Origin of the sequence: Rickettsia endosymbiont of Ixodes pacificus (assembly GCF_000965155.1) — a bacterium.
GTDB classification, from domain to species: domain Bacteria; phylum Pseudomonadota; class Alphaproteobacteria; order Rickettsiales; family Rickettsiaceae; genus Rickettsia; species Rickettsia tamurae.
Window position 1 is genome coordinate 1,213,245 of the sequence record NZ_LAOP01000001.1, and the last position, 11,989, is coordinate 1,225,233.

Genomic DNA, 11,989 nt, shown 5'->3' on the forward strand with positions numbered 1-11,989 from the left:
CTTTTCCATCTGGAAGATGGAGGTTTTAACCACCAAAGGGACTATAAATAAATTATGGCAAGCAGTTACAGTTACGATTTAAGAATGAAACTATTCAAAGCTCTAGATGATGGGCTCTCAATTGTTAAAGCATGTAAAATATTCAATATAGGTCGTAACACTATATATAGATGGAAAACTCTTAAATGGGAAACAGGAGATATAAAAGCAAAACCTTATGGTCCAGCAAAGGGTTATAATGCAAAAATAAATCTCAAAGAATTTGAAGAATTAATTATCAATAATCATGATAAAACAGCTAAAGAATTAAGTATTATACTAGGTAATAGATTACAAAGAACTAGAATAAATTACTATAGAAAACTACTAGGGTACACTTATAAAAAAAAGTCATCTTCATCCCAGAAGGGATATTGGTTTAAGGAATGAATTTATAGAAAAGATACAGCAAATTTCTAAAGAAACTCTAGTATTCATTGATGAGTCAGGAATAGAAGATAATGCTTGTAGAGAATATGGATGGAGTATAAAAGGTACTAGATGTTATGGAAACAAAGTGTATCAACATAAATCCAGGATCAGTATGATAGCGGGGCTTCGTAATAATCAAATTATAGCGCCAGTAATATTTGAAGGAAATTGTAATAAAGAAATATTTACAACCTATGTAGAGACTATATTAACTAAAGAATTACATCCTGGACAAACAGTAATTATGGATAATATCAACTTCCATAAGAATAATATAATAAGAGAATTAATCGAGTCGGTTGGGTGCAGAATTTTATTCTTACCTACATATAGCCCAGACTTAAATCCTATAGAACATTATTGGTTTAAGATTAAGAACGAAATAAGAAAAGTTACGGGGCAATTCAAAGATATCAGTATGGCTGTAGAACACGTTTAACCTTTCAACTTTTATGACGGAACTACTACTCGGTGTAAATCTAACCGCTTATTGTATTACTTCGCTTATAATCGGTAATTTAGGAGATAGATATGGATGCAGACCGATTATTATACTCGGTTTACTGATTTTTAATCTTGGTAGTTTATTTTGTGTATTTGCAAATAATTATGAAGCTATATTATTTGGAAGATTTTTGCAAGGATGCGGGATATCATCGGTTGCAGTGCTAGTATATGTTGTTCTTGCCGATATTTATTCGGTACAGAACAGCAAAGATTAATGGGCATTTTAAAACGGCACTATTGCTCTTTCTATGGCAATAGCACCGGTTATAGGTAGCTACATCAATTTATTTTGGGGCTGGGGCGTGGCAATTTTATTTTGTTGCTTATAGTAGGTTTGATTAGTCTAATTCTTGGTATATTATTTATTCCAAAAAGAGAAGTTAATAAAAAAATACGTATTTCTTTAAAAGAATATACACCTATCTTCAAATCGCCAAAAGCTATATATTATATACTTACAATGATATTTCTTGCACAAGGATATTGGTATTTATCGTGATTGCTCCTATTTTATATATGCAAGATTTAGGTGTAACTTTAGAGTATTTCGGACTTTATCAAGGAGCAATGGCGGCTCTATTCTCAATTATGAGCTTTTCAAGCGGTTATTGCTTTAAAAAATTCGGTATTAGAAATTGCTTCTATTTTGGAGTTATATTTATAATACTATTCCTACTAGGAAATAGCATATTAGTTGTATATAATATTAATAATCCTTTAACCATAACAATAGTTACTTTATTATTATCTCTTGGCGTGATATATCCGATTAACATATTATGTTTAGAAGCTATTCCGGACGGTAAAGCCTCGTATGACTGCTATTTTTACTTCGGCTAGATTGATTTTAACGGCATTTGGGTTGCAATTAGTAGGATTTTACGGTACTTTTACCCCTCTTGGCATTACTATATCCATTGTTACGCTATTTGGGTTAGTAACATTACCTAAATTATTTAAGTACGATAAAGCCTTTGAGGTTTCTAGTAACGTGTAGATGTCTTTATGTCGTCATTGTGAGGAAAAACTGTAAGTTTTGACGAAGCAATCTCAGGAATTTGTTATTATTTCATAAGATTGCCACGCAGCCTACGGCTGCTCGCAATGACAAAAAAGCTGATTCACGCAGGAATAACCTAGAAACGGATGTAAGAAAAAATAAAAAAATGATCAATAACAATTTTATCTTCAAGATAGCTTTCAGATATTTTAGAGCTAAGAAAAACGAAAAATTTGTTTCTATTATTTCTGCCTTTTCGTTAGTAGGCGTAATGATCGGCGTTGCAGCATTAATAGTAGTCATGTCCGTTATGAACGGTTTTCATATAGAGCTTACTAAAAATATTATCGGGTTAAATGGGGATATAGTAATAAATCGGCAAGGTGGTAGTATTGATAATTATGAAGAGATTAAAGCTAAACTCCTAAAACAAGATTATGTAAAGCATGTAACATTCATTGCCCACGGTCAAGCTTTGGCTCTTGGTAAAAATAATAATAGCGGTGTACTTGTTAAAGGTATGAAATTAAAGGATCTAAGTTTAAGAAATGAAATTTTTAAAAATGTAAATTTTGGTAGTTTTGATAATTTTCACGGCAAAAACGTAATAGCACTCGGAGAACAATTAGCAAGCAATTTAGGCGTAACCGTTGGGGATAAGATTAGATTAATTTCACCGAATTCAGTTTCTACCGCCTTTGGCAGTATGCCAAGATCAAAAGAATTTAAAGTTATCGCAATTTTCAATAGCGGTATGTATGATTATGATTTGACAACGATATTAATGCCGCTTACCGCAGCACAAAATTTCTTATCTCTTGGCGACGATATTAATTTAATCGAAATTAATAGTCTAGATCCCGATAAAGCTCTCGCATATTCATATAAAATACAATCATTATTAGGTCCAAACCTATATGTATTTAATTGGCAAACCTTAAATTCGCAATTTTTAAGCGCTCTTGCTGTTGAGCGTACGGCTATGTTTACTATTCTATCTTTAATTATTACGGTTGCCGCCTTTAATATTATTTCAAGTTTATTTATGCTTGTTAAAGATAAAACTTCAGATATTGCAATTCTTAGAACTATGGGAGCAAGCACTAAGCAAATAATGCTTATTTTTATCTATAACGGAATGTTTATAGGATTGCTTGGCACAACACTAGGTGTAATCCTTGGGGTTACCTTTTCTTATAATATTCAAACTATCAAGAATTATTTGGAGCGTATAACCGGCACTAAAATTTTCGAGGCAGCTATTTATTTTCTTTATAGTTTACCTTCAAAAGTAAGAGCTGAGGACATTATTTTAATTACCTCTTTATCTATAATATTGTGTTTTCTTGCAACAATTTATCCTTCTTATAGAGCCTCAAAATTAAATCCCGTGGATGCCCTAAGATATGAATAATACAGTCCTCATTTTAAAAAATATCTCAAAACATTACAGCCAAGGCAAAACTATTGTTAGAGTACTAGATGATCTTAATCTAACGGTTAATGAAGGTGAATTAATCGCTATAATAGGTTCTTCAGGTAGCGGCAAATCAACTTTATTACATATTGCCGGCTTACTTGATAAACCTACAAACGGTCAAGTCATCATACCAAATAGCAAGTATCAAAAATATCATCTCATTCGTCTTCATTATTTAGGTTTTATCTATCAACAACATCACTTACTTAAAGATTTTACCGCTCTTGAAAATGTTATTATGCCAAGACTTATTAGCGGTCTTGATCAAAAAGAAGCAATAGAAGATGCAACAAAGATATTAGATGATTTAAGGCTTGGGGGAAAACTCTATAATATGCCCGGAGAATTATCGGGAGGAGAACAACAACGGGTCGCTATAGCTCGGAGCTTAATTAATAAGCCGAAAATTATTTTAGCAGATGAACCGACAGGTAATTTAGATCCCAAAACCACAAATGAAGTATTTAATTTATTTTTAAAAGTAGCAAGAGAACAAAATACCGCAGTTATTATGGTAACACATAACCATGAGTTAGCACATAAAATGGATAAATTATATAAGCTAAAGCATGGATTATTAAATATAGCTTGATTTAAAGCTCAAAAATTTTAATAATTATATTAGATTCTGTGAAAATTTCTAATTGATTTAATATTTTGAGATATTTTTTAGCGAAAATTAATAAGATTTTTGCAGGAATAGCTACTCCTATTTCAAAAAAATCTTATAATTTGCAGCAAAAAAGAGCCAAAATTAAATCTTTTTAGAAATTTTCACAGAATCTAATATTCTTTTAATAAAGGTTAGTAATGGCTGAGCCTATTATATTTACTCTTTTACTCGGAGATAAAGATTGGATATTAGAGAAAATAAACAAGCAGGAAACTCAAAATAAACTGCCTATTATCCGGCTAGAAGTTAATAAAGCATCACATATATCCGATAAAGAACGTATTTTTTCGGAGATCTTACAAGAATCCCGCGAAAAGGGCAAAACACCGATTTTTAATATTCAACTTAATAATAATGTAAAACCAATTTTTCGGGTACAAGATTTAATTAATTCACAAAATTTAAATATAAAAACTACTATTACTTTTGATCAATATAATTCATTACCCCAAAATTCTGAACTAGAAGCTTATTGGAAGCAAATTATGGAAAAAGTTGATCATGTTTTTTTTACAAATGAAACAGATCAAAATTTAGCTATAGCCGATGGTATAGTACCAAAAGATAAAACCACTACAATTACGGATATAAGTTTAGTAACATCTGTTTTTAACAATCTTGTATATGATCGTAAAATTGATCAATTACTTTCCGGTACAATACCTAATAAAGAAAAGTTAGATAAAATAATAAAAAATGCTAAAAATCAAGGCGGTAGAGTGATTATAGAAACTTGGCCTCTTTCTGCAGACGAAGCAACAAATCTCATCACTGCTAAATTCGGTATTACCTCTGAAGATCAAATTTACGGATTGAAACTCGAAATTAATGAAATCTTAAAAGATCCAAATAATGCTGCTGAAAATTTTAAAAAATATGTATCACAAATATCCAGGCAATTTCAAAAAGATTTAGGTAAAGCTGAGATAAATCCTATTGACTTTAATTTTAATACAAAGAAAGTTATGAATGATAGCCCTAAGGATATACAATTAGAACAAACAACATCATATGAACCTCCAAAAGAAAACCAACCACAACCGCAAGGTTTTTTTAGAAGAGTTTTTAACTATTTTAAAGATATAGTAACTAGTTTTAAAGAAGCAATATTCGAAAAAAAGAAGAACTTAAAACTCAAGTAACTCCAACTACGGAAGCAAAGCCGACAATAACAGAAGAATCAATAACTACTGTTGCATCTTCTATAACTCAACCGCAACAACACGTTTCTAAAAGCTCTCCGGTTATAGGTTCAAGTCAAAAGCAGCAAGATAAGCTATTTGGTATGACAGAACAAGACTATAAAGCGATGAGGGCTGCTAGTACTACTTTGCACCATGATAATCCAAGTAATAATATTAATATTAATGATTTTAAATATGATCTTTCACAAGAAGATCTAAATAACATAAAAAAACCTGAATATTGGTATACTGAAAATGATATTGTAAATATCTTGACGGCAGCGTTAGATGACAAAAAAGTTTCAATACAACCGGCTATAACTTTAGCAAATACAGTAGTTAAGGAAGAAATGCTTAGAGATCTTACCATAAAAGGCGAAGAGAAAGAGAGAGCCTTAGCAGAAATTCAAGAGACAAAAGCAATGTTTAAAGATGCTCCGGAAGTAGAACGAAACAACGTTTTAAAAGACCTTGAGGCTAGAGAAAAAATAATTACTCTTACCGGGGGATGAGGAACGTGAAAAACAGAGTAATGCACTATTAAAAGAAGCAGAATCTAAACAAAAAATTAACACAGATATTTTGCTAAAGATATACAAGAAAATGGGAAAGAATGTGCAGTGATACCGATAGAGATGGGTACCGGACATTGGTGTAATTTATTTATGACTCATAGTAAAGAAGATAATCAAACTATTATAACTTTTAATGATTCTTTCGGGCATCCTATAGGTAGTAATAATAATATATTACCTGATACAATAAATAAAGCATTTGAAAATAAAAAACCTCCGCTTGGTATTGATGAACAAATCAAGCAGCAAAATAATAATTTTGATTGTGGTCCTTACTCCGTGGAGACTATGATTAGAAAAGCAAGCGGCAAGCCAATTCTTACTGAGAGCGAAGCTTTGAATAAAGGACCGGAGTTAAGAGAAAAGCATGCACAGGTCGTTATCGATAAACAGCAAGAGCGGCAAGCTAAAACTCAATTATCTAATCGTTGGACTAGTAAACAGCAACAAGAGAGCAAAGGCAGTAATCAACTTAGACATTAAAACTTATTTTAAACAATTGTAGACTCTTTAATAAATATATCCCATCCTAATCCGCTAAAACTTGACGTTAGTGACTTATCACCTTTCGAAGCTGCTGAAAAGATTTTGGAGCATGTAGAGAATATTACTAGAAGTTACAAGAAAGAGCTATGATATATGAAAAACTTTTTAAAATATTTACGTACAATTTTTCTATTAACTTTTACAACTCAATCATTGGCTAATAAATATCTTTCTAAAGCTGATAATTTGTTTGGAATGAGTAAATTTGATTTAGCTCTTAAAGAGATTGATAAAGCTATAGAGCTAGAGCCTAATAACCATCATGCATATTTTGTTAAAAGTATTATTTTAACAAAATTAGGCGAAAATAAATTAGCTTTAAAAGCAAGCAATAACGCTATCAACCTAGATCCTAAAAATTCTAAATATTACTGGTTAAAATTTATGATTTTAGAAAAATTAGGTGAATACAAGTTAGCTAGTGAAGCATTTGATAAATATAAAGCATTAGAGCAAAAATTTCCTCAAGATATTATATTAACCGATAAAGGAGAATATAAATTAAAGAAGGAAGAAGCTCTTAATGCTTTAATAGAAGGAAACGAGTTAAATAAATTAGGTAAACACAAAGAAGCTTTAAAGACGTTTGAAAAGCTATTGCATTAGATAATATGTAAAACTCTACACGGGCTGTTGAAAAAGTTATAAAAAGAAGTAGAAAAGAGTTAATCTAAGGAATAAGCTGTATTTTTATGCTTAAATGAAGGTGTAAAGATGCAGGGTTATAAGCTTGATCAAAGTGTGAGATGTAATAGCCTTAGCTTAAGGCACATGATACCTAATGATCATTTATTAGTGAGGATTCATGAAGCTAAAGAATTAGAGTTTTCTTTTATCTATGAAATAACTAAGAATCGTTATTGTGCTAATTACGGACGTCCATCAATTGATCCTGTATTATTTTTTAGGATGCAAATAATAAGTTACTTATATGGTATAAAGTCAAATAGACGATTATGTAAAGAAATTCAGTTAAATATAGCATATAGGTGGTTTTGTGGTTTAAGTTTAGAGGATAAAGTACCGGATCATTCATCATTAAGTAGGATAAGAGATAGATTTGGGGTAGAACTATTTCAAGAAATATTTATAAGCTTGATTAAGCAATGGTATGAACTAGATATTATAAAAGGAGAAACAATTATTTCAGATGCCTCTTTAGTTGAATCTAATGCCTCTATGAATAGCCTAATATTAAGAAAAGATCAAGGTGATTCACAAAAGAGAGAATTAAAAAAATATGAACGTCGTTATCATGATTTCCGAGAAGGGAAAAAAGTAAGGAAAATATCTAATCAAACTCATGTCAGTAGGACAGATCCTGATTGTAGTCTTGTATCAAGAACTAATGGTTATAAAAAGCTATGTTATAAGACCCACTACTCAATTGATTCAGATTCACGTATTATAATAGATTGTTATGTAAGTACAGGATCACAACATGAGTGTATTGTACTTCCAAGTAGAGTTTGGAATATATTAAATAATTTTTCTTTTAGAGTAAAAGAATGGATAGCAGACAAAGGTTATGGTAGAGGTCCAACCTATGGATATTTTAAATTACTTGGAATTACAACTTATATACCTTTACATGTAGATAATCTTGGTGAAGGAAAAATAAGTAGGGGGGAATTTCAATATGATAGAGAACAGGATAGATATAAGTGTCCACAGGGACATTATCTTTATCCGTATGATAAATTAGATAAAAAACAAATAAAACGTTATCGTATTACAGGAGGGCATTGTAAAAATTGCTCTCTAAAATCAGGTTGTATTTCTGATAATTATAGTAATAGAGGACGATTTATTTATCGTAATCCTTATCAGGATGAAATAGATGAGGTAAAGGTCAGACAGAATAGAATTGATTTTAAGAAAAAACTAATTGAGAGAAAGTGGAAAATAGAAGGTCTATTTGGTGAAGCTAAGGAGAATCATGGTTTACGAGGAGCAAAATTTAGAAGTGTACAGAAAACACAGATTCAAATACTGATGATTGCGATAGTACAAAATTTTAAACGGATACTTAAAATTATTTTTTGGTTTTTTTATCTACTGCTATTAAAGATAAAAAAATATTAAAGTATTTGCAACCTTGTTGATTTTTTCAACAGCCCGTACACTTGATCTGACAGGTAGAGATTGATTAAGCAGCAAAAGTGCTGTCAGATAAGTAAGAATTAATAGACTTATCTTGAGCAATTTTAATGCTATCCTTGAAAGTTTGCATAGGAGTTTTTCCATAACAGAACTTTCCAGAATGCGGTCTAGTATTGTTATATTTGTTTAAATATTGATCTAAGTCAATCTGTAAATCCTCTAATGAGCTATAAATCTTTTTACGGAAAGCTATATCATAAAATTCATCTTTTAAAGTTCTATGTAATCTTTCGCATATTCCATTAGTTTGAGGAGAACGTGCCTTAGTTTTAGTATGATCAATATTTTCTATAGCCAAATATAACTCAAAAGCATGATGTTCTACCTTACCACAATATTCCGTTCCTCTATCTGTAAGGATTCTCAGTAGTGGTACATCATGATTATTAAAGAAAGGTATTACCTTATCATTTAAAATATCAGCGGATGTTATTGCAGATTTATCAGTATAGAGTTTGCAAATAGCCACTCTAGAATAAGTGTCAATAAAGGTTTGTTGGTATATTCTACCTACTCCTTTCATATTACCGACATAATAGGTGTCTTGTGCACCAAGATAACCGGGATGCTGAGTATCAATTTCTCCATGAGCCTCTTTAATTTGTTTTGCTTTTTCTAAAGCAGATATCTGCTCTTCTGTCAGTAAGATACCGTCCTGTGCAGATTTAGCTTCTAAAGCTTTGAGTCGTTTCTTTAGAGTTTCAAGATCGTTGCGTAGCCAGATAGAACGTACACCACTGGATGACACTATAATACCTTGCTTTATTAGTGCTTGGCTCGCACGAAGCTGACCAAGAGCAGGATTCTCTATAGCAAGATTTATTACTGCTTGTTCTATATGTTCTGATACACGATTCTTTACTATAGGTTTCTTACGACTCATATCCACAAGAGCCGCTTCTCCGCCCATCTCATATAGTTCCTTGAAACGGTAAAAGCTATCTCTTGAATAGCCCATTACTTTACACGCAGTACTAACACTACCTAGTTGTTTTGCAAGTTCTAATAATCCTAATTTAGGTTTGATTATTTTTTGATCATAATTTGACATATTGTTCCTATTAATTGAGTTTTATATTTAGTTCGTGGATATGATAGATAACTCCTTAGTTATCTACATACCCACAAACTCGTCTAATTTCAATCTTAATATGTCAGATCAAATCTGAAGGTTTACAAATAAATAAAGCATTAGAATTAGACCCAAATAATCTTGATGCTCAAACTATTAAAAAATTACTACAAAAGAAATTGCATAAAAAATGATTTAGGTAATAAATAATTTTAAATGCACTTACGTATAAATCAATTATTATAAATACCAGCACTAAATATTCTCCTTAAGCTAAATGAAAAGTTTTTTGAGAAAGCTGGTATTTTTGTTTAATCCAACATGAAAAGATTCGTGCTATTGTTTTAAGGCATGAATTTTTAACATACCGATAACGGTCGAGTAGATAGTGGGATTATAAGTCTTCAGCAAAGCCGTCAATAATTTCCGGTTTACCGATACGAACTTGTTGCTCAAAAATTTTATTTGCCAGTTCTTTAACACCTCTAAGCATTGACCCGCCACCGGTAATGATAGTTCGAGATGCTAGCGGTTGTCCCTTTGTTGCTTTATCATATTCAGCTTTTACCATTGATAATATCTCTTCCTTGGTCCGATTATTTCAGTAAGCTTATAAATAGTAATTGCTGCATTAAGATTATAAAGACTGTCAATTTGCAAATCTTCTAAATTAATAATAGAATCTTTATCAAACGAAGATAATATTGCATTACCGTAGAGAACCTTTAATTTTTCTGCCGTAATAAGATCAATGTCAAAAACTTTGGCAATATCGGAAATAATATGAAAGCTTCCTAAATTTATATGACTTGTATATATTATGTAAATAATTTGCAATTGGCTATAATTCCTAATATAATTACTTATAGTTAATTTATATTTTAACAAAGAATGACTACCATACTTGTGATCGTTATTATAATAATGATTGCCTTATCTGCTTTATTTGCCGCTACCGAAACTGCTATTACCGCTTCTTCCCCAGGGAAGATTCATAAGCTTAAAATTGCCGGTAATAAGCGTGCTAAAACAGTTTTAGAGGTTCTTAAGAAAAAAGAAAAGATCATAGGAACTTTATTAATAGGTAATAGTTTAATCAATACTGTTTGTACCACTATTGCTACTACTCTCTTTATTAGCTTTCTTGGAGATAATGGTCCCATTGTTGCTTCCGGCGTTATGGCTTTTATAATTATTGTTTTTGCCGAAGTAGTACCGAAAGCAATAGCCGTTGCTAAACCTGAGCAATTAGCATTAAAAATGGCTTCAACTATCGTAATATTTTTAAAGTTTTTCAAACCTATTAATATTGCTCTTGATTACATTACAAAAATATTTTGCTTCATATTTCGTATTAATTTAAATCCTCAAATATCAGGAACGGAAGAAGTAAGAGGCGTGATTGAGCATTACCATCAAGAAGGCGGAGTTTATAAATCCGATCGTAATATGCTCGGCGGGATACTAGATATACGTAATATGACGGTATCGGAAATTATGACTCACAGAAGCAGTATTATAGCCCTTAATATCGACTTACCTCATGAAGTAATAATTAAAACTTTATTATCGGGGGCTCATACACGTATACCTTTGTGGCAAGATAATAGAGATAATATAATAGGGATTCTCAATCTAAAAGATTTGCTTAAAGCATTATACGAAAATAATAATGATGCAAAAAAAGTTGATATTAATAAACTTCTAACTCCACCTTGGTTTATCCCTGAGAATGCACTTGTAGTAGACCAGCTACATGCATTTAGAGAACGTAATAATCATTTTGCTTGTGTTGTAGATGAGTATGGTACTCTACTAGGTATTATTACTCTTGAAGATGTTATAGAAGAAATCGTAGGACCCATTACTGATGAACATGATAGACTTAATAATGAAATTATCAAGAAGTCTAATACCGAGTTCATTATAAAAGGAACTACGACTATTAGAGATATTAACCGAGAACTTGATTGGAATTTATCGGATGAGGATGCAAACACTATAGCAGGATTAATAATCCATAAAATTGCTAGAATTCCAAATCAAAGGGAAGTAATTGAAATATTTAATTTAAAGGTAATTATTTTAAAGAAAATTGCCAATAAGATTGATAGCGTAAAAATTACCGTATTACCTACTACCGAGGAAACAATAAGCAGTGAGTGAAATCGGTAATTTTTTACTGCTAACAACGATGTGCTTAAGTGGGATGTCGGTACTATTGTCATTCCCGCGTAGGCGGGAATCCAGTATAACATATAAAAAATTAAATTTTTTATATGTTTATTTTACAAAAAAAATAACTTCTTTACCAATAG

9 protein-coding genes and 3 pseudogenes are annotated in these 11,989 nt (G+C 31.2%); 10 read left to right on the plus strand and 2 right to left on the minus strand.

Annotated elements, in window-relative coordinates:
- Nucleotides 1-54: 54 nt before the first annotated feature.
- The 9 genes and pseudogenes from REIP_RS09935 (at nt 55) to REIP_RS06530 (ending at nt 8,521) form a co-directional block, all read left to right on the plus strand.
- Nucleotides 55-910 (plus strand): IS630 family transposase gene (locus tag REIP_RS09935; RefSeq protein WP_156147447.1). Its coding sequence is split into 2 segments (ribosomal slippage): nt 55-381 and nt 383-910, totalling 855 coding nucleotides; the frame shifts between segments, so codons are not numbered across the junction.
- Nucleotides 900-1,975 (plus strand): annotated as a pseudogene (locus REIP_RS06500) (MFS transporter); the annotation flags it as partial. The gene REIP_RS09935 and the pseudogene REIP_RS06500, both read left to right, overlap by 11 nt.
- A gap of 169 nt (nt 1,976-2,144) precedes the next feature.
- Nucleotides 2,145-3,392 (plus strand): lipoprotein-releasing ABC transporter permease subunit, encoded by a 1,248-nt coding sequence (locus tag REIP_RS06505; protein ID WP_045804374.1) that lies wholly within the window; start codon nt 2,145-2,147, stop codon nt 3,390-3,392.
- A complete protein-coding gene (locus REIP_RS06510; protein WP_045804107.1) occupies nt 3,385-4,050 on the plus strand; it encodes an ABC transporter ATP-binding protein in 666 nt (221 codons plus the stop codon). Before REIP_RS06505 ends, REIP_RS06510 begins: the two co-directional genes overlap by 8 nt.
- Before the next feature lie 218 nt (nt 4,051-4,268).
- Nucleotides 4,269-5,417: pseudogene (locus REIP_RS11150) on the plus strand (hypothetical protein); the annotation flags it as partial.
- Nucleotides 5,417-5,827: a hypothetical protein gene (locus REIP_RS13760; protein ID WP_410525710.1), complete on the plus strand. Its 411-nt coding sequence runs from the start codon at nt 5,417-5,419 to the stop codon at nt 5,825-5,827. The pseudogene REIP_RS11150 and the gene REIP_RS13760, both read left to right, overlap by 1 nt.
- A gap of 108 nt (nt 5,828-5,935) precedes the next feature.
- Complete coding sequence (locus REIP_RS11155) at nt 5,936-6,373, plus strand: Ulp1 family isopeptidase (RefSeq protein WP_156147448.1); 438 nt, start codon at nt 5,936-5,938, stop codon at nt 6,371-6,373.
- A 156-nt stretch (nt 6,374-6,529) separates the two neighbouring features.
- A complete protein-coding gene (locus REIP_RS08570) occupies nt 6,530-7,042 on the plus strand; it encodes a tetratricopeptide repeat protein (protein WP_052691107.1) in 513 nt (170 codons plus the stop codon).
- A gap of 165 nt (nt 7,043-7,207) precedes the next feature.
- A complete protein-coding gene (locus tag REIP_RS06530; RefSeq protein ID WP_172686766.1) occupies nt 7,208-8,521 on the plus strand; it encodes a transposase in 1,314 nt (437 codons plus the stop codon).
- A gap of 64 nt (nt 8,522-8,585) precedes the next feature.
- On the opposite strand, the gene REIP_RS06535 is transcribed toward REIP_RS06530, so the two are convergent.
- Nucleotides 8,586-9,650, minus strand: a complete 1,065-nt coding sequence (locus REIP_RS06535) for an IS481 family transposase (RefSeq protein WP_045803893.1) — start codon at nt 9,648-9,650, stop codon at nt 8,586-8,588.
- A 360-nt stretch (nt 9,651-10,010) separates the two neighbouring features.
- Nucleotides 10,011-10,493 (minus strand): annotated as a pseudogene (locus REIP_RS12765) (cell division FtsA domain-containing protein); the annotation flags it as partial.
- A gap of 69 nt (nt 10,494-10,562) precedes the next feature.
- Between REIP_RS12765 and REIP_RS06545 the strand changes: the two are divergent.
- Nucleotides 10,563-11,837, plus strand: coding sequence for an HlyC/CorC family transporter (locus REIP_RS06545; protein ID WP_045804109.1), 1,275 nt, complete (start codon nt 10,563-10,565; stop codon nt 11,835-11,837).
- The last annotated feature ends 152 nt before the right edge of the window (nt 11,838-11,989 follow it).